The organism is Streptomyces sp. LUP47B, from assembly GCF_001746295.1.
GTDB lineage: Bacteria > Actinomycetota > Actinomycetes > Streptomycetales > Streptomycetaceae > Streptomyces.
In genome coordinates this window covers 459,157-476,054 of sequence record NZ_MJAH01000005.1, presented here as the reverse complement: position 1 = coordinate 476,054, position 16,898 = coordinate 459,157, and the positions used below count along the sequence as shown (strand labels likewise).

Annotated in this window: 16 protein-coding genes and 2 pseudogenes; 9 read left to right on the top strand and 9 right to left on the bottom strand. The window is 71.3% G+C overall.

From position 1 onward, the window contains the following. The 6 genes and pseudogenes from BFN33_RS18265 to BFN33_RS18240 all read left to right on the top strand — a co-directional run. Positions 1–249, top strand: a pseudogene (locus BFN33_RS18265) (ABC transporter permease); the annotation flags it as partial. After that, positions 219–736, top strand: a pseudogene (locus tag BFN33_RS18260) (ATP-binding cassette domain-containing protein); the annotation flags it as partial. The pseudogenes BFN33_RS18265 and BFN33_RS18260, both read left to right, overlap by 31 nt. A 1-nt stretch (position 737) precedes the next feature. Next, a partial coding sequence (locus BFN33_RS18255; RefSeq protein ID WP_141757974.1) for an ATP-binding cassette domain-containing protein occupies positions 738–1,463 on the top strand: 726 nt, incomplete at its 5' end. Between the two features lies 1 nt (position 1,464). After that, positions 1,465–2,367, top strand: a complete 903-nt coding sequence (locus BFN33_RS18250) for a sugar phosphate isomerase/epimerase (RefSeq protein ID WP_069761117.1) — start codon at positions 1,465–1,467, stop codon at positions 2,365–2,367. 10 nt (positions 2,368–2,377) lie between these two features. Next, positions 2,378–3,397, top strand: a complete 1,020-nt coding sequence (locus BFN33_RS18245; RefSeq protein ID WP_069761154.1) for a Gfo/Idh/MocA family protein — start codon at positions 2,378–2,380, stop codon at positions 3,395–3,397. A gap of 132 nt (positions 3,398–3,529) precedes the next feature. After that, the gene (locus BFN33_RS18240; RefSeq protein WP_107487985.1) at positions 3,530–4,426 is read left to right on the top strand and encodes a tetratricopeptide repeat protein; all 897 of its coding nucleotides are present in this window, start codon (positions 3,530–3,532) and stop codon (positions 4,424–4,426) included. Here BFN33_RS18240 and BFN33_RS18235 read toward each other — a convergent pair. From BFN33_RS18235 to BFN33_RS18220, 4 genes are all read right to left on the bottom strand, one after another. Continuing rightward, positions 4,423–5,424, bottom strand: coding sequence for a Gfo/Idh/MocA family protein (locus BFN33_RS18235; RefSeq protein ID WP_069761115.1), 1,002 nt, complete (start codon positions 5,422–5,424; stop codon positions 4,423–4,425). The genes BFN33_RS18240 and BFN33_RS18235 overlap by 4 nt on opposite strands. 206 nt (positions 5,425–5,630) lie before the next feature. Beyond that, entirely contained in the window at positions 5,631–6,635 is a 1,005-nt protein-coding gene (locus tag BFN33_RS18230) for a Gfo/Idh/MocA family oxidoreductase (protein ID WP_069761114.1), read from the bottom strand. A gap of 61 nt (positions 6,636–6,696) precedes the next feature. Further along, positions 6,697–7,473: an SDR family oxidoreductase gene (locus BFN33_RS18225; protein WP_069761113.1), complete on the bottom strand. Its 777-nt coding sequence runs from the start codon at positions 7,471–7,473 to the stop codon at positions 6,697–6,699. 37 nt (positions 7,474–7,510) lie between these two features. After that, positions 7,511–8,677: a phytanoyl-CoA dioxygenase family protein gene (locus BFN33_RS18220; protein WP_069761112.1), complete on the bottom strand. Its 1,167-nt coding sequence runs from the start codon at positions 8,675–8,677 to the stop codon at positions 7,511–7,513. 107 nt (positions 8,678–8,784) lie between these two features. Between BFN33_RS18220 and BFN33_RS18215 the strand changes: the two genes are divergently transcribed. Then, complete coding sequence (locus BFN33_RS18215) at positions 8,785–9,804, top strand: LacI family DNA-binding transcriptional regulator (RefSeq protein ID WP_069761111.1); 1,020 nt, start codon at positions 8,785–8,787, stop codon at positions 9,802–9,804. On the opposite strand, the gene BFN33_RS18210 is transcribed toward BFN33_RS18215, so the two are convergent. The 3 genes from BFN33_RS18210 to BFN33_RS18200 are packed head-to-tail and all read right to left on the bottom strand — an operon-like array spanning position 9,801 to position 13,011. Continuing rightward, positions 9,801–10,859, bottom strand: a complete 1,059-nt coding sequence (locus BFN33_RS18210; RefSeq protein WP_256122790.1) for a Gfo/Idh/MocA family protein — start codon at positions 10,857–10,859, stop codon at positions 9,801–9,803. The genes BFN33_RS18215 and BFN33_RS18210 overlap by 4 nt on opposite strands. 8 nt (positions 10,860–10,867) lie before the next feature. Then, positions 10,868–11,860 carry a Gfo/Idh/MocA family oxidoreductase gene (locus BFN33_RS18205; protein WP_069761110.1) on the bottom strand — a complete coding sequence of 331 codons (993 nt, stop codon included), beginning with the start codon at positions 11,858–11,860 and terminating at the stop codon, positions 10,868–10,870. Then, on the bottom strand, positions 11,857–13,011 hold the full coding sequence (locus BFN33_RS18200; protein ID WP_069761109.1) for a Gfo/Idh/MocA family protein: 1,155 nt from the start codon (positions 13,009–13,011) through the stop codon (positions 11,857–11,859). The genes BFN33_RS18205 and BFN33_RS18200 overlap by 4 nt, the downstream gene beginning before the upstream one ends. 113 nt (positions 13,012–13,124) lie before the next feature. On the opposite strand from BFN33_RS18200, the gene BFN33_RS18195 reads away from it, so the two are divergent. Next, positions 13,125–14,129, top strand: a complete 1,005-nt coding sequence (locus tag BFN33_RS18195) for a LacI family DNA-binding transcriptional regulator (RefSeq protein WP_069761108.1) — start codon at positions 13,125–13,127, stop codon at positions 14,127–14,129. On the opposite strand, the gene BFN33_RS18190 is transcribed toward BFN33_RS18195, so the two are convergent. Continuing rightward, on the bottom strand, positions 14,119–14,463 hold the full coding sequence (locus BFN33_RS18190) for a cupin domain-containing protein (protein WP_069761107.1): 345 nt from the start codon (positions 14,461–14,463) through the stop codon (positions 14,119–14,121). The two genes, BFN33_RS18195 and BFN33_RS18190, sit on opposite strands and share 11 nt — an antisense overlap. A 123-nt stretch (positions 14,464–14,586) precedes the next feature. Between BFN33_RS18190 and BFN33_RS18185 the strand changes: the two genes are divergently transcribed. Further along, positions 14,587–15,099, top strand: coding sequence for a hypothetical protein (locus tag BFN33_RS18185; RefSeq protein ID WP_069761152.1), 513 nt, complete (start codon positions 14,587–14,589; stop codon positions 15,097–15,099). A 148-nt stretch (positions 15,100–15,247) separates the two neighbouring features. Here BFN33_RS18185 and BFN33_RS18180 read toward each other — a convergent pair whose 3' ends face one another. Further along, positions 15,248–16,726, bottom strand: coding sequence for an MFS transporter (locus tag BFN33_RS18180; RefSeq protein ID WP_069761106.1), 1,479 nt, complete (start codon positions 16,724–16,726; stop codon positions 15,248–15,250). Positions 16,727–16,898 lie beyond the last annotated feature (172 nt).

The following is a 16,898-nucleotide window of genomic DNA, read 5'->3' as shown; positions in this document are numbered from 1 at the left end:
CAGTCCGGCGAGGGTGTGGGCCAGGAACTGATCTACATCTCCGCGGCGGTGATCGGCGGCTGTCTGCTGACCGGCGGCGCGGGTTCCGCGATCGGCCCGGTCTTCGGGGCGTTCATGTTCGGCATGGTCCAGCAGGGCATCGTCTACGCCAACTGGAACCCGGACTGGTTCAAGGCCTTCCTCGGCGTGATGCTGCTCGGCGCCGTCATGATCAATCTGTGGGTCAGCCGCACCGCGACCCGGAGGTAAATGCGCTATGACCACTGAAGAATCCGGCACCCACGGCGCCATCCTCACCGACACCCCAGACCCGGCCACCGGGGACGGGACGATCGTCGAGCTGCGCAACGCGGGCAAGTCCTACGGCAACATCCGCGCCCTGCACGGGGTCAGCCTGAAGGTGCACCCCAGCCAGGTCACCTGCGTGCTGGGCGACAACGGCGCCGGCAAGTCCACCCTCATCAAAATCATCTCCGGCCTGCACCAACACACCGAGGGCGAGTTCCTCGTCGACAACACCCCGGTGCGCTTCTCCACCCCGCGTGAAGCGCTGGACAAGGGCATCGCCACCGTCTACCAGGACCTCGCCGTGGTCCCCCTGATGCCGGTATGGCGCAACTTCTTCCTCGGCTCCGAGATGACCAAGGGCCCCTGGCCGATCCGCCGTCTGGACATCGAGAAGATGAAACAGACCGCCGACCACGAGCTGCGCCAGATGGGCATCATCCTCGACGACNGGTGTTGTCGACGAGGAACTCGCCCTCGGCCTGCACCAACACACCGAGGGCGAGTTCCTCGTCGACAACACCCCGGTGCGCTTCTCCACCCCGCGTGAAGCGCTGGACAAGGGCATCGCCACCGTCTACCAGGACCTCGCCGTGGTCCCCCTGATGCCGGTATGGCGCAACTTCTTCCTCGGCTCCGAGATGACCAAGGGCCCCTGGCCGATCCGCCGTCTGGACATCGAGAAGATGAAACAGACCGCCGACCACGAGCTGCGCCAGATGGGCATCATCCTCGACGACCTCGAACAGCCCATCGGCACCCTCTCCGGCGGCCAGCGCCAGTGCGTGGCCATCGCCCGCGCCGTCTACTTCGGCGCCCGCGTCCTCATCCTCGACGAACCCACCGCCGCCCTCGGCGTCAAACAGTCCGGCGTGGTGCTCAAGTACGTGGCCGCCGCCCGCGACCGCGGACTCGGCGTCATCTTCATCACCCACAACCCCCACCACGCCTACATGGTCGGCGACCACTTCAGCGTGCTGCGCCTGGGCACCATGGAACTGTCCGCCTCCCGCGACCGGATCACCCTGGAGGAACTCACCAACCACATGGCAGGCGGCGCCGAACTCGCCGCCCTCAAACACGAGTTGAGCCAGGTCCGCGGCGTCGACACCGAAGCGCTCCCCGAGGAGCAGGACCTCACCGCACCCGTGGCCGGCACCGGCGAGGGGAAGTCCTGAGATGGCGGCCCCGCTCGACCGTATCCGCGTCGGCTCGGCCCCGGACTCCTGGGGTGTCTGGTTCCCCGACGACCCGGTGCAGGTGCCGTGGGAACGCTTCCTGGACGAGGTCGCCGAGGCCGGCTACTCCTGGATCGAGCTGGGGCCGTACGGCTATCTGCCGACCGACCCCGCCCGGCTGACCGACGAGATCGCCCGGCGTGACCTCAAGGTCTCGGCGGGCACGGTCTTCACCGGGCTGCACCGCGGCCCCTCGGTGTGGGAGTCGACCTGGGAGCACGTCAGCCAGGTCGCCGCGCTCACCCAGGCCATGGGGGCCGGCCATCTCGTCGTCATCCCGTCCTTCTGGCGCGACGACAAGACCGCCGAGATCCTCGAGCCGCCGGAGCTGACCCACGAGCAGTGGGCGCACCTGACCAAGGGCATGGAACGGCTCGGCCACGAGGTGAAGGAGGCGTACGGCCTGGACATCGTCGTCCACCCGCACGCCGACACCCACCTCGACACCGAGGACCACGTCGAGCACTTCCTGGACTCGACGGACTCCGAGCTCGTCAACCTCTGTCTGGACACCGGGCACTACGCCTACTGCGGCGGCGACAGCGTCAAGCTCATCGAGACGTACGGCGAGCGCATCGGCTATCTCCACCTCAAGCAGGTCGACCCGGAGATCCTCGCGGACGTCGTCTCGAACGAGGTGCCGTTCGGCCCGGCCGTCCAGCGCGGAGTGATGTGCGAACCGCCGTCCGGCGTACCCGAGTTGGAGCCGGTCCTGGTGGCCGCGCAGAAGCTCGGTGTGGAGCTGTTCGCCATCGTCGAGCAGGACATGTACCCGTGCGAGCCGGACAAGCCACTGCCGATCGCGGTGCGCACCCGTAAGTTCCTGAGGTCCTGCGGCGCCTGAAGGGATGACCATGACCGAGCGAGCCGCCCTGGGCGTCGCCGTCATCGGCACCGGCAAGATGGGCGCCGACCACGTCCGCCGTATCCATGAGGTCGTCAGCGGCGCCCGGGTGAGTGCCGTCGTGGACGTCGACGCGGAACGCGCCAAGAAGATCGCCGCCCGCATCGACGGCTGCACGGCCTACACCGACCCGGCCTCCGCGATGGCGGCGGCCGATGTCGACGCAGCCCTGATCGCCTCGCCCGGCCCCGCCCACGAGGCGGCACTCCTCCAGGCTTTCGAGCACGACCTGCCGGTGCTGTGCGAGAAGCCGCTGACCCCCGACGCGGCCTCCGCGCTGCGGGTCGTGGAGGCCGAGCAACGACTGGGCCGCCGACGCGCCCAGGTGGGCTTCATGCGGCGCTGGGACTCCGAGTACATGAAGCTCAAGTCCCTGCTGGAGACGGGCCAGTTGGGGCGGCCGCTCATGCTGCACAACCGGCACCGCAACGCGGCGAGCCCGCCCTTCTTCACCAGCTCCATGCTGATCAGCGACTCCGTGGCCCACGAGACCGACGTGACCCGCTGGCTGCTCGGGCACGAGATCACCGCGGTCACGGTACTGCGCCCGACGCCGTCCGCGAACGCCCCCGACGACCTGCAGGACCCGCAGTTCGTCGTCTTCGAGACCGACGGCGGCGCCCTCGCCGACGTCGAGATCTTCGTCAACTGCGGCTTCGGCTACCAGGTCCAGGCCGAGGCGGTCTGCGAACGCGGCACCGCCCGCATCGGCGACGGCCACGCGATGGTCACCAACATGGCGGGACGCTGGGGCGGCACCATCGCCCAGGACTTCGTCGAACGCTTCGCCGACGCCTACGACCGTGAGGTCCAGGCCTGGGTCGACGCCACCCGCCGCGGCGAGGTCACCGGCCCCAGTGTGTGGGACGGCTACGCGGCGGCCGCGGTGTGCGAGGCGGGCGTGAGGTCGCTGACCGAGGGCGGCCGGATGACCGTGGAACTCGTGGAACGGCCCGCCCTGTACGGCTGACTTCGCTTCGTACAAGGAGAGTTCGGCGAAGTTCCCCCGTGCTCGCTACGTACTCGGTGAATCGCGCCATCGGCGTGATGCCCTGTGCCACCATGGCGCGGCTGTCCTCGGCGGGGCGGCGAGGGGGTGCGTATGGGACTCGTACGGATATTGTTGCCGTTGCCGCGCGCGGCGGCCAAATGGGCGCCGGAGAAGGGCGGACCGCTGTTGGGGGCCGCGCTGTCGTCCTGCGTCAGGCCTTCCTGGGCGGGGCTGCCGCCGCCGTCGCCCGCGCGACGGCTGGCCTGGGCCGAGGAGGCGGTCGAGGTCTACCGCGGGACGGCCGACACGGAGGGGCTGAGCCGTGCCCTGGCGCTGCGAGCCCACGCGTTGCTGCTGTCCGGCCGCTTCGAGGAGGCGTGCACGGCGGCGACCGCCGTACCGGGCGAGGCGTCCCGTGCGCTGACCGCCTTCGTCCGCGACGTGCGGGCGCAGGCGCTCGCGGGCGTCGGCCGGACCGAGGAGGCCGTGTCGGTGGCACACGCGTGCGTGGAGGCGTACCGCGTTCTGCCCTCCCTCGACCGCCGCGACCGGGCACTGGGCAGTCTGCCCGGCGCGCTGCGGACGTACGGGATGGTGCTCGCCGCGGCCGGCCGCAGAGAGGAGTCCGTGGCCGTCTACGAGGAGTGCGCGGCGCTGCTCGCCGCCATGTCGCTCAGGGAGTTGGCGCACGTCGAGTTGGTGCGGCCGCAGGTGCTTTCCGAACTGGTCGGTGTACTGCGGGCGTTGGGCCGGTACGAAGACGCGCTGGGCGTGGGTCCGGAGGCCCGGGAGGCGCTTCGGGGACCGCTCGCGTGGGCCGTTCCCGAGATCGTTCTGCCGTTGCGTGTACGGCTTCTGGTCGACCTCGCCCGCTGCCACAGCGCCACCGGCGACCCGGCCGAGGCCGGCGCGTGCGCCGTGGAGGCGCTGGCCGAGGCCCGCAAGCCGCACGGCGTCGGCGAGTTGACCTCGGCGCTGGACTGCCTGGCCGAGCTGCGCGACAGCTAGGACACGCGCGGCCGCGGCTCGAACCCGGCCGCCCGGTAGGCGGCGTCGATCAGCGTCATCGTCGCCACCGCGTCGTCCGCGTCCAGCGGCAGCGGGGCGCCCCCGCGCACCCGGTCCGCGAACGCCTCCAGCTGGTAGGTGTACGACGACCGCGTGCCGAGCCGCTCGGTGCGCTCGCCGTCTCCGGTGCTCACCACGACCCGGTCGTCCCGCTGCGGCAGCACGAAGTTGGGCGCGCGGATCTCGCCCCGTGAGCCAACGATCCGGCAGCTCATCTCCAGCCCGTCGTACGCCATGTGGCAGCGCGCCGACCCCGTCGCGCCGCCGGGGAAGGCCAGGTCGGCGTCGAGCCACTCGTCGACGCCGGGCGCCCCCGCCCGCTGCCCGCCCCGCGCGGAGACCAGCCGCGGTGCGCCGCCCGCCCAGGGGGCCAGCATGCGCAGCGCGTGCAGGCTGTAGCAGCCGAGGTCCATCGCCGCGCCGCCGGCCAGCGGCAGCGACCAGCGCGGATCGGTGTCCGCGGGCGCCGGGATCGCGACCATGGCCTCCACGTGCCGCAGCTCGCCGATCTCACCGCTCGCGAGGATTTCGTGGAGCCGCCGGGTGACCGGGTGGAAGAGGTAGTGGAAGGCCTCCATGAAGACCGTGCCGGCCTTCGCGGCCGCCTCCCGCACCTCCGCGGCCTCCTCGGCGTTGCTCGCCGACGGCTTCTCGCTCAGGACGTGTTTGCCGGCGTCGAGCGCCGCGAGGTTCCACGGCCCGTGCAGACCGTTGGCGAGCGGGTTGTAGACGACCTCGACCTCGGGGTCGGCGATCAGCTCGGTGTACGACCCCGCCACCCGCTCCACGCCGTGCTCGGCCGCGTAGGCCTCGGCGCGGGACCGGTCGCGTGCGGCCACCGCGACGACCCGGTGACCGGTCTCCCGGGCCGGCCCGATGAGCGAGGAGCCGCTGATCCGCGCGGCTCCCAGTACTCCGATGCGCAGTGGTTCGCTCATGTCCGCGGTTCCTCCTCGACGGCGGCAGGACGGGGGGTCCTGCCGGATCAGCGTGCGCCGTGCACGAGGTCCTGGGCGTGGGCCAGGACCAGGCCGCTCGGCCGTGGCGCGCACGACGGCCACGGTTCGCAGTGAACGGGCGCGAGGGCCGGAGCGTTCGTGCGCCGGCGTCCCGGGGCCCGGGCGCCCGGGACGCGGGCGGCGACTCAGGCGGAGCGGACCTCGGCGATCGTCACCGGGCGGTGCTCGTGCAGCGACAACGTGCACGCCTCGGCGATCCAGCCCGCCTCCAGGGCGTCCGCGATCGTGCACGGCGAGGGCCGGGTGCCCGCCACGACCTCGGTGAACGCCGTGAGTTCGGCGCGGTAGGCGGCCGTGAAGCGGTCCATGAAGAAGTCGTGCGGGGTGCCCGCCGGGAAGGTCACGCCGGGCTCCACCGAGCGCAGCGGGAGCTTGTCCTCCAAGCCGACGGCGATGGAGTCCGTGAAGCCGTGGATCTCCATGCGGACGTCGTAACCCCGGGCGTTGTGGCGGGAGTTGGAGACCACCGCGATCGTGCCGTCGTCGAGGGTGAGGATCGCGCCGGTGGTGTCGGCGTCGCCCGCCGCCTTGATGAAGTCGGCACCCCGGTTGCCGCCGACGGCGTACACCTCGACGACCTCGCGGCCGGTCACCCAGCGGATGATGTCGAAGTCGTGCACCGAGCAGTCCCGGAAGATGCCCCCGGAGGCGGCGATGTACGCGGCCGGCGGCGGGGCCGGGTCCAGCGTGGTCGAGCGCACGGTGTGCAGCTTGCCCAGCTCGCCGCTCTGCACGGCGGCCCGGGCGTTGACGAAACCGGTGTCGAAGCGGCGGTTGTAGCCGATCTGGATCGGTACGTCGCTGCCCTCGACGGCCCGGAGGACGTCGACGCCCTCGCTCATGTGCTTGGCGACGGGCTTCTCACAGAAGACGGGGATGCCGGCTTCGACTCCGGCCAGGATCAGCTTGGGGTGGGCGTCCGTCGCCGCCGCGACCACGATGCCGTCCACGCCGGCGGCCAGCAGGGCCTCGGGCGAGTCCACGACCTCGCCGCCGAACCGCTCCGCGGCGGACTTGGCGGCCTCCGCGAAGGGGTCGGTGAGCACGAGTGACTCGACGGCGTCGAGTCCGGAGAGGGTCTCGGCGTGGAAGGCGCCGATGCGGCCGAGGCCGAGGATTCCGATGCGCATGAGGGTGCAGCTCCTTGAGGGTGGTTCTTGCGAGCGGTGTTTCTCAACTCGGGTGAAGGGGTCAGTCGAGGCCGCCGAGGACGTTCTGGTCCCAGTCGATCACCGAACCGGTCACCACGCCCGACCGGTCGGACAGCAGGAGGACCACGAAGTCGGCGATCTCGTCGGGCTGGCCGAGCTTGCCCATCGGGAGCTTGGCCGCGGCCTCCTCACGCCAGTCGTCGCCGGCGCCGTGGAAGGTCTTCTGGGTGGCGTCCTCGCCCTCTGTCGCCGTCCAGCCGATGTTGAGGCCGTTGATCCGGACCCGGTCCCAGCGGTGGGCGTGCGCGGCGTTGCGGGTGAGGCCCATCAGGCCGGCCTTGGCGGCGACGTAGGGCGCGAGGAACGACTGCCCGCCGTGCGCCGATGACGTGATGATGTTGACGACCGTGCCGGGCGCCTTGCGGCCGACCATGTCCGCCACCGCCGCCTGCATGGCGAAGAAGGGCGCCTTGAGGTTGATGGCGATGTGCTGGTCGAACAGCTCGGGCGTGGTGTCGAGGAGCGTGCCCCGGGAGGTGAGCCCGGCGGAGTTCACCAGGCAGTCGACACGGCCGTACGCCTCGACGACCCGGGTGACGGACGCCCTGGCCTGCTCCGCGTCGGCGAGGTCGGCACGGACGAACAGTGCCTTGCCGCCGGCCGCCTCCAGTTCCGCCACCAGCGCCGCACCGGGCTCGGGGCGGCGGCCGGTCACGGCCACGACCGCGCCCTCGCGGACCGCGGCCCGGGCGATGGCGGCACCGACGCCCTGGCTGCCGCCGTTGACGAGGACGACCTTGTCGTCGAGAAGTCCCATGAATGTGCCAGTACCTTTCAGCTTGTGCGGCGCCGATTCAGCTCGTACGCCGGTCGGCGCCCGCGCGCAGCTCGTCCCTGAGGGTCCGGGGGTTCCAGCCCTCGGCGAGCGCCCGCCGTACGAGGTCCGCCTGGGAGGGCGGGGCGAGTCCGTCGACCGGGGGGTCGCTGTCGAGATTGGTGGGGAAGGGGTAGCCCTCGGCGCTCGCGGCGATCACGTTGTCCAGCCACTCCGCGTCGGCGCCGTCGGTCTTGCGGCGCAGCAGCGCCGGATAGACGGCGTTCGACACCGCCTCCCGGTCCACGGTCTCCATGGCGCGCCCGAAGGCCGAGGACACCTGCAGGAGATTGGCCATGCGCCGCACGCCGGTGGTGCGGTTGGTCCCGGCCGCGTGGAACAGCGCCGGGTTGAAGAAGACGGCGTCGCCCTTCGCGAGCGGCAGCTGGACGTGGTGCTCCTTGAAGTACGCCTGGAACTCCGGCCGCCGCCATGCCAGATACCCGGGCTCGAACAGCTGCGAGAACGGCAGGTACAGCGTCGGCCCCGACTCCACCGGCATGTCGCAGTGCGCGACCGCGCCCTGGAGCGTGAGTACGGGAGACAGACGGTGTACGTGCGCCGGATAGGCCGCGGCGACCTCGTCGGAGAGGAAGCCGAGGTGGTAGTCGCGGTGCACGGTCTGCGCGAGGCCGCCCGGGTTGACCACGTTGACCTGCGAGGTGACCTGGTAACCGGGGCCGAGCCAGGCCTCGGACGCCAGGGCGAGGACCGGGTTGGCGTAGTAGTCGGCGAACGCCGAGGGGTCGTAGAGGGCCGCCTTCTCCAGCGCGTTCCACACCCGCTCGTTGGCACCGGGCTTCGCGAAGTGGTCGCCCGCGGTCGTGCCCGCCGCGTACTGCTCGCGGATCAGTGAGTCGAAGACCTCGGTGAACCGGTCGACGACCGCGTGATCGGGGAACGCCCCCTGGAAGACCACGACCCCGGGGCCGTCGCTCAGGGCCCGCACCAGCTCCTCCTGCACCTCCCTGCGGTCCTTGGCGCCGCGGACGCGCTCGGCGTCGTACAGCAGGACGTTCCGCTCCACGGCGGTGGCGTGCGGGTACTCGGCGGGATCGGCCGTCCGCTCGACGAGCGCGCGGAACGAGTCGAGGTCGCAGTCCTGCTCGGACAGCCAGGCGCGGCGGTGTACGGCGGTGAAGGACATCGGCGTCCTCTCGGTGACAGGGGCGACTCAGCGCTGTCATTCTTGTCATGACAAAGCCGTCGAACAACCAGCAGGCAGCCATCAAAAACCCCTCAAGGAGCAGACGCGTGGGCCACCCGTACCCGATCCGGGAAATCGCACGTCAGGCGGGGCTGAGCGAGGCCACCGTCGACCGGGTCCTGAACAGCAGGGGAGGGGTCCGGGAGAACACCGCCCGCGAGGTCCGCCAGGCGATCACCGATCTGGACCGGCAGCGCACCCAGGTCCGGCTGGTCGGCCGCACGTTCATGATCGACATAGTGATGCAGACGCCGGAACGCTTTTCCACGGCCGTCCGCGCGGCCCTGGAGGCCGAGCTGCCCGCGCTGCATCCCGCCGTTCTGCGCTCCCGTTTCCACTTCCGCGAGACGGGCCCCGGCGCGGAGCTGACGAAGACCCTCGACCGGATAGCCCGTCGCGGCTCCCAGGGCGTGATCCTCAAGGCGCCCGACGTCCCCGAGGTCGCGGCCGCGGTCGGCCGGCTCGCGGAGGCGGGCATTCCCGTGGTCACCCTGGTCACCGACCTGCCCTCCACGGCCCGCCTCGCCTACGTGGGCATCGACAACCGGGCGGCGGGAACGACCGCCGCCTACCTCATGGGCCAGTGGCTCGGCGACCGCCCCGGCAACGTCCTCACCAGCCTCAGCAGCGGCTTCTTCCGCAACGAGGAGGAGCGCGAGATGGGGTTCCGCAGCGCGATGCGCACCCGGCACCCGGAACGCGCGTTGGTGGAGATCGCCGAGGGACAGGGCCTGGACGCCACGCAGTACGACCTGGTCAGGGCCGCGCTGGAGCGGGATCCGGAGATCCGGGCGGTCTACTCCATCGGCGGCGGCAACATCGCCACCCTCCGGGCCTTCGAGGACCTGGGCAGGGAGTGCGCGGTGTTCGTGGCCCACGACCTGGACCACGACAACGACCGGCTGCTGCGGGAACACCGCCTGTCGGCGGTCCTCCATCACGACCTGCGGCAGGACATGCGGGAGGCGTGCCACATCGTGATGCGGGCGCACGGGGCGTTGCCGCCGGCGGGACCGACGACGCCTTCGGCGATACAGGTGGTGACGCCGTACAACATGCCGTACTAGAGCGCTGTCCGCCCCCGGGTCCGGTCCGGCTGTTCGTCTTGTTCACCGGGGAAGACGATTCCGCACCGTCTTCTGATCTCGTCCATCACCCGCAGCGTGGCGACCGAGTCGGTGAGCGGTCGCAGCGGCGTCTCGACGAGGCCGTCCCGGATGCAGCGGGCTGCCTCGGCGGCCTCGAAGTGCAGGCCCTCGTGGCCTGTAAGAGGTTCGGTGTACGTCAGTGAAGGGCCCCCTCCGGCCGGGCTGAACACCACGTCCCCCGGCTGGTAGAAGGGCCCCGGCAGCCGGAGGGTCCCCTCAGTCCCCGCGATCACCGCCGTGCTCGGAGTGTCACTGAACAGCGTGGTGTGCACGACGGCCCGCCCGTCCAGGACGGCACCGATCTGCCCGTTCACCCCTGAAGGGTGCGCCTGCCCCGAGGCCTGCACGCTCTCCGCGGGGCCCAGCACCCAGGTGGCCAGCGACACCGGGTAGGTACCGAGGTCGAGCAGTGGCCCGCCGGCGAGATCGGCACGGAGGATGCGATGGCCCCCGGCGGGGTCGAAGTGCTCACCGAGGTCGGCCAGCACGGACCGCACCTCGCCGAGCATCCCGGAGTCGAGCACCTGACGTACGACATCGAAGCGCGGCAGAAAGAACGTCCACAACGCCTCGGCGCAGAACAGCCCACGCGAGGCGGCGAGTTCGGCGATCTGCGCCGCCTGCGCAGCGTTCAGGCCGAGCGGCTTCTCGACCAGGACGTGCTTGCCGGCCTCCAACGCCAGTCGCGCACAGGCGAGATGGGCGGTGTGCTCGGTGGCGACGTACACGACATCGACGTCGGCGGCGGCCACCAGTTCCTCGTACGAGCCGTATCCGCGCGTGATCCCGTGTCGGGCGGCGAACTCCTCCGCCCGGGCGGCATCGCGCGAAGCCACGGCGGTGAACCGCTGCCGGGTGTGCCGCCGGACCGAACCGATGAACCGCTCGGCGATCCAACCGGTCCCGATGACACCCCAGTTGAGGGCGGGTGCGGCCATGGGGTCGGGGGTGCGGGGCGCGGGAAGTGTCGTCACGGCACGCCTCACTCGGCCGGTACGGACACGGGCACGGTCCGGCCGCCGTCCCGCATCGACGCGATGACCGCCGCGGCGACCGCGGACGCGGTCAGCCCGTCCCGCGCGGACGCCAGCGGCGAGGGCCGTCCGGCGACGACCGAGTCGATCCACGCCTGCAGTTCCAGCCGGTAGGCCTCGGCGAACCGGGGCCGCCAGTCGGCCGGATATCCGGTGGACCGGTTCCGCTCCAGAGAACTCACGACCAGCGCGGGATCGGCCAGGCGCAGCGCGCCCCGCTCGCCCGCGATCTCACAGCGGACCTCGTACCCGTAGCGGGCGTTGAGGAAGGTCTCGAGGGTGGTGAGCGTGCCGTCGGCGGTGTGCAAGAGCATGATCTGGGGGTCGCGCAGACCGGGAGCGGACTCGCCATCGGGCGCGTGCCAGGACACCGCGGTGACGGGTGAGTCCAGCAGCCACGGCACGACGTCGAACTCATGGATCGACGACCCGGTGACACTGAACTCGCTGACCGCGCCCGGTGCCGAGGTCACACCCCGGCTCACACAGTGCACCACCCTGGGCCGGCCGCACCGGCCCTCGTCCAGCGCGGCCTTCAGCGCGACGTACGGCGGGTCGAACCGCCGCATGAACCCCACCGACACGAGCCCGCCGCCCGCCTTGTCGTCCTCACGTACGACCTCGACGCACTCGGCGACCGTCGGCGCCAGCGGCTTCTCGCACAGCACCGGCTTCCCGGCGCGCACGGCGGCCACGGTCAGCTCCGCGTGGGTGGAGTCGTGCGAGGCGACCACCACGGCGTCCACGCGGGAATCGGCGATCAGTGCCCACGCGTCGGGGCTGACGAGCGCCCCCGGCACGCCGGACGCGACGGCCCTCGCCCGCGCCCCGTCGACATCCGTCACTGCCACGACCTCGGCCGACGACACGAACCCGTGCAGCAGCCGCACATGATCGGCACCCATCACGCCGGCCCCGATCACCCCCACCCGGACCGTCATGCCGACACCTCCACCCATGAACCGCTCTCCGCGGACCGCGACATGGCGTCCAGTACGACGGCGCTGTGCACGGCGTCCTCCACAGTCGCGCCGTACGACGTGTCCTCGGCGATCGAACGCAGGAAGCGGTACGCCTCCACGACCTTGAGGTCGTCGTAGCCCATGGCGTTGGCCGCGCCCGGCTGGAAGGCGCCGAACTCGCCGGCACCCGGGCCGACATACACCGTGCTGACGGGCTGGTCTTGGTAGCCGGTGCCGCGGCTGATGCCCAGCTCGCCCATGCGGCGGAAGTCCCAGAACACGGCGCCCTTCGTGCCGTGCACCTCGAAGCCGTAGTTGTTCTGCTCGCCGACCGAGACCCGGCAGGCCTCCAGGACGCCACGGGCACCGGAGGCGAAGCGCAGCAGGCAGTTGACGTAGTCCTCGTTCTCGACGGGCCCGAGCTCTCCGGTCGCCAGGGTGTGCCCGGCGGTGGCTCCGGTGGGACGGGCGCGCTCGGGCACGAAGATCGCGGTGTCGGCCGTGAGAGAGGCGATGTCGCCGAGCAGGAAGCGGGCCAGGTCGGCGCCGTGCGAGGCGAGGTCCCCGAGCACGCCGCTGCCGCCGCGTTCACGCTCGTAACGCCAGGTCAAGGCGCCCTGCGGATGAGCCGCGTAGTCGCTGAAGAGCCGGACGCGGACATGGGTGACCGTGCCGATCTCCCCGGAGGCGATCAGCTCGCGGGCGGTCTCGACGGCGGGCGCGTTGCGGTAGTTGAAGCCGACCGCGGTCCGCACGCCGGTCCGGGCCGCCGCGTCGGCCACCGCACGGGCGTCCTCGGCGGTGAGGCCGACCGGCTTCTCGATCCAGATGTGTTTGCCGGCCCCGGCCATCGCGACGCCGATCTCGCGGTGCAGGAAGTTGGGCGCGGTGATGCTGACGGCCTGGACGCGCGGGTCGGCGGCGACCTCGCGCCAGTCGCGGGTCGCCGAGGCGAACCCGAACTGCGCGGCCGCCTCCTCCGCCCGTCCCGGCACGTCCTCGGCGACGGTCACGAGCTCGGCGCGCAGCGGGAGCCCGGGGTAGTGGTGCGGGACGCGGGCGTAGGCCTGGGTGTGCACCCGCCCCATCCAGCCGAATCCGACGACGGCGACACCGAGCGTATCGACCATGGGGAGCCACCTTTTTGGACCGGTCCATTTTCTGTCCAGGTCACCTTGAGTGCCGTCTTCCCATGCTGTCAACCCTTTGACAAGCCGCACCGGCCCATGGAACGGTCCATGCCATGAGACCGCCGACGATCCGTGATGTGGCCGACCGGGCCGGTGTCTCGAAGTCGTTGGTCTCGCTCGTGCTGCGGGGCTCCGACCAGGTGCGCCCGGAGAGGCGGGAGGCCGTGCTGCGGGCCGTGCGCGAGCTCGGCTACCGTCCGAACGCCGCGGCCCGCAGCCTCAGCGAGCAGCGCACCCGCACGGTCGGCGTCCTCCTGAACGACCTGCGCAACCCCTGGTTCGTGGACCTGCTGGACGGTCTGAACTCCCTGCTCCACGACAACGGCCTGCGCATGCTCCTGGCCGACGCCCGGCTCAACCGCCGTACCGGACAGGATCCGGCCGGTCCCTTCCTGGACCTCGGGGTGGACGGCCTGGTCGTGGTCGGCACGCTGCCCGACCCCGCCGCACTCGGGGCGGTGGCCGAGCGGCTCCCGGTGGTCGTGGCGGGTGCGCGCGAGCCCGGGCTGCCGGGGGTGGACGTCGTCGCCAACGACGACGAGCGCGGCGCCCGCCTGGTCACCGAGCACCTGATCGGCCTCGGCCACCGCCGCGTCGCGCACATCGCGGGGTACGGGGCGGTCGGTGAGCTGCGCAGGCGCAGCTTCGAGGCGACGATGCGGGCGCACGGCCTCGCGGCGGAGGCGGTCGTCGAGGCCAGTGACATGACCGAGGAGGGCGGCTACCGCACGACGGTCCGGCTGCTGAGCCGTCCCGACCGGCCCACGGCCGTCTTCGCCTTCAACGACATCGCCGCGATCGGCGCGGTGTCGGCAGCGGAGGAACTGGGCCTGAGCGTCCCGCGCGACCTGTCCGTCGTCGGCTACGACAACACGAGCATCGCCCGGCTCCGCCACGTCTGGCTCACCACCGTCGACAACGCCAGCCACGAGGTCGGCCGCCGGGCCGCGCGGTGTCTGCTCGACCGGTTCGAGGGGCGTGGGGGAGAGGGGCGCACGGATCTCGCCGCGCCGGTGCTGGAGATCCGGGGGACGACGGCGGGCCCGCTCACAGGTTGATCGCGTACGCCTTTCGCAGGGTCTCGTGCACGGTCCACGTCGTACGGTCGCCCGCTCGCAGTACGGCCATGTCGCCGGGCCCCACCTTCAGCGTCGGGCCGTTCTCGACCTCGATGGTGGCCGACCCGCTGATCACGACGAACAGCTCGTCCGCCTCCGTGTCGGTGACGACTCCGGGCGTGATCTGCCAGATGCCGCGGAGCTGTCGTCCGTCCTCCGACTCCCAGACCACCTTTCCGGTCACCTCGGGCGTCCCCGAGAGGATCTGCTCCCGCGCGAGAGGCTCCGATTCGAGCTCGGCGTCGGGGATGTGGAGTACGAAGCTGTGGTCCATGGTGCGACCCTAGCGAGGTCGTTCCGGCCCCGTGCGTCGACAGTGTGTGGAGTGTCGGCGCAGGTGGGAGGACACTCCGTCGCGAACTGGCGGCGGCTCGCGGCCCGGGAGATCGTGGAGGGCATGGCGGACACCGAGGCTGCCGCGTCCCGGCCGCACCGGCACGGCACACGTGAGGCCGTTCTGTTCGGCGGCGTCTACGGTTCGGTCCTGGCCTGCTCCATGGTCGCCGCGCTCAGCCAGTACGGGCACACCTCCCGGGACAGCCGCCGCTACGACGCCGTGTGGCTCCTGGTCACCGCCCTCGCCTCCGCCCTCGCCCACGGTTACGCCCACTTCATCGCCGAGCGTGCCCCGCACCGCCGCTGGGACGCCCTGCGCACCCTCGCCGACGAGTGGCCCCTGGTCGCGGCGGTCCTGCCGACGGCCGTCGTCCTGGCCGGCGCGGGCTGGGGCTGGTGGCCGGCGAACGGCGTCGAGTACCCGGCCTTCGCCCTCAACATCACCCTCCTGTTCACCCTGGGCCTGGTCACGGCCCGCTGGTCCCACCGCACTTGGCCGGCCGCGATCACCATCGGGGCGGTGGACGCGATGCTGGGCGTGGTGGTCGTGGTGGCGAACGCGGTGATCAAGTGAGGGGCCGCGGGGTACGGGCTCGGGTCCTTCCAGGCCGGGCGAGCTTTCCGTGAACTCACGGCTGACGGCGGCCGCTGCCCGGAGAACACCGACCGGCCGCCGCCCCCTCAGGGAGCGACGGCCGGTCAGCCCGGTACAGGAACCGGTCTTACGCCTTGGCGCCGACCTCCGTCGGCTTCGTCGGTTCGTCGGACGGGGGCTGCGGGGTGGCGTGACGCCGGCGTGGGATGAAGGTCGCTACGGCGAAGGCGAGCAGCGCCGCGCCCGCTCCGATCGCCATGACGACCTTGAAGCCGTTCTCCGAGGGCAGCGCGGTGCCGCCGAAACTGGTGGTCATCCGGGCCAGGATCACACCGGCGAGAGCGCTGGCGAACGAGGTGCCCAGGGACCGCATCAACGTGTTGAGACTGTTCGCGGCGCCCGTCTGGGTGGGGTCCACGGCACCCATGATCAGGGCGGGCAGCGCGCCGTAGGTGAAGCCGATGCCGGCGCCGATGACGCAGGAGACCAGGACGAGGTGCCAGATCTCGGACATCAGGATGATGTTGAGCCCGTAGCCGGCGGCCACGATCAGCGCGCCGATCATCAGCGTGACCTTGGGACCCTTGGCCTTGGTGACGGCCGCGGAGACGGCGGACATGGCCATCATCACCAGGCCCTGCGGGGCCAGCACCAGGCCGACGGTCAGCATGGACTTGCCGAGACCGTAGCCGGTCTGCTCGGGCAGCTGGAGCAGCTGCGGGAGCACCAGGGACATCGCGAACATCGAGAAGCCGAGCGCGATCGAGGCGAGGTTGGTGAACAGCACCTGCGGCTTGGCGGTGGTCCGGAGGTCGACCAGCGGCTGCGGGCTGCGCAGTTCCCACCAGCCCCAGGACAGCAGGATCACGACCGCGGCGGCGCCGAGAGCCAGGGTGGTGCCGCTCGTCCAGCCCCAGTCACCGCCCTTGGACACGGTCAGCAGCAGCGAGACCAGACCGGCCGACAGACCCAGCGAACCGACCAGGTCGAACCGGCCCCCGGCGCGCACCTTGGACTCGGGCACGATCAGCAGGACAAGGACGAAGGCGACGGCACCGAGGGCGGCCGAGACCCAGAACAGGATGTGCCAGTTCCAGTTGTCGGCGATGAACGCGGCGGCGGGCAGCCCCAGCGCGCCACCGACGCCGAGCGAGGCGCTCATCAACGCGGTGGACCCGGCCAGCCGGTCGGCCGGCAGCGCGTCCCGCATGATGCTGATGCCGAGCGGTACGACCGCGGCGGCCAGACCCTGCAGAGCACGTCCGATGATCATCGGGACGAGGGAGTCGGCGAGGCCGCACACCAGCGAACCGGAGACCAGCAGCACGATGCTGAGCAGCAGCATCCGGCGCTTGCCGAACATGTCGCCGAGCCGCCCGACGACCGGCGTGGCCACGGACGCGGCGAGCAGGGTGGCGGTGACCGCCCAGGCGGTGTCGGAGGGCTCCGCGTGCAGGAGCTTGGGCAGCTCGGGAACGATCGGGATGACCAGGGTCTGCATCAGCGAGACGACGATTCCGGCCAGCGCCAGGACCGCTACCACGGCGTTCGGCTTCGGCGGGGCTGACGACCCCGCTTCGGCGGGTTGGGCAAGGGCGTCGGACATGGCTGGGCCTCCGGTCGGGAACCTGGGTATTGCTTGACTCACTCAAGTGAATCGCAATTGATTGACTTAAGCAAGTTCAATTTATGATGGACTGGAAAGCACGGCTCAGACGGCCGCTTCCTCCTGGTGACCGCCCGGCTGGTACGGCTACTCGACAACGACCTGCCTGGAA

Bases quoted from the DNA above. Each gene is read 5' to 3' on its own strand.
- BFN33_RS18250 (WP_069761117.1), top strand. From the start codon at position 1,465: ATGGCGGCCCCGCTCGACCGTATCCGCGTCGGCTCGGCCCCGGACTCC.
- BFN33_RS18245 (WP_069761154.1), top strand. From the start codon at position 2,378: ATGACCGAGCGAGCCGCCCTGGGCGTCGCCGTCATCGGCACCGGCAAG.
- BFN33_RS18240 (WP_107487985.1), top strand. From the start codon at position 3,530: ATGGGACTCGTACGGATATTGTTGCCGTTGCCGCGCGCGGCGGCCAAA.
- BFN33_RS18235 (WP_069761115.1), bottom strand. From the start codon at position 5,424: ATGAGCGAACCACTGCGCATCGGAGTACTGGGAGCCGCGCGGATCAGC.
- BFN33_RS18230 (WP_069761114.1), bottom strand. From the start codon at position 6,635: ATGCGCATCGGAATCCTCGGCCTCGGCCGCATCGGCGCCTTCCACGCC.
- BFN33_RS18225 (WP_069761113.1), bottom strand. From the start codon at position 7,473: ATGGGACTTCTCGACGACAAGGTCGTCCTCGTCAACGGCGGCAGCCAG.
- BFN33_RS18220 (WP_069761112.1), bottom strand. From the start codon at position 8,677: ATGTCCTTCACCGCCGTACACCGCCGCGCCTGGCTGTCCGAGCAGGAC.
- BFN33_RS18205 (WP_069761110.1), bottom strand. From the start codon at position 11,860: ATGACGGTCCGGGTGGGGGTGATCGGGGCCGGCGTGATGGGTGCCGAT.
- BFN33_RS18200 (WP_069761109.1), bottom strand. From the start codon at position 13,011: ATGGTCGATACGCTCGGTGTCGCCGTCGTCGGATTCGGCTGGATGGGG.
- BFN33_RS18195 (WP_069761108.1), top strand. From the start codon at position 13,125: ATGAGACCGCCGACGATCCGTGATGTGGCCGACCGGGCCGGTGTCTCG.
- BFN33_RS18190 (WP_069761107.1), bottom strand. From the start codon at position 14,463: ATGGACCACAGCTTCGTACTCCACATCCCCGACGCCGAGCTCGAATCG.
- BFN33_RS18185 (WP_069761152.1), top strand. From the start codon at position 14,587: ATGGCGGACACCGAGGCTGCCGCGTCCCGGCCGCACCGGCACGGCACA.
- BFN33_RS18180 (WP_069761106.1), bottom strand. From the start codon at position 16,726: ATGTCCGACGCCCTTGCCCAACCCGCCGAAGCGGGGTCGTCAGCCCCG.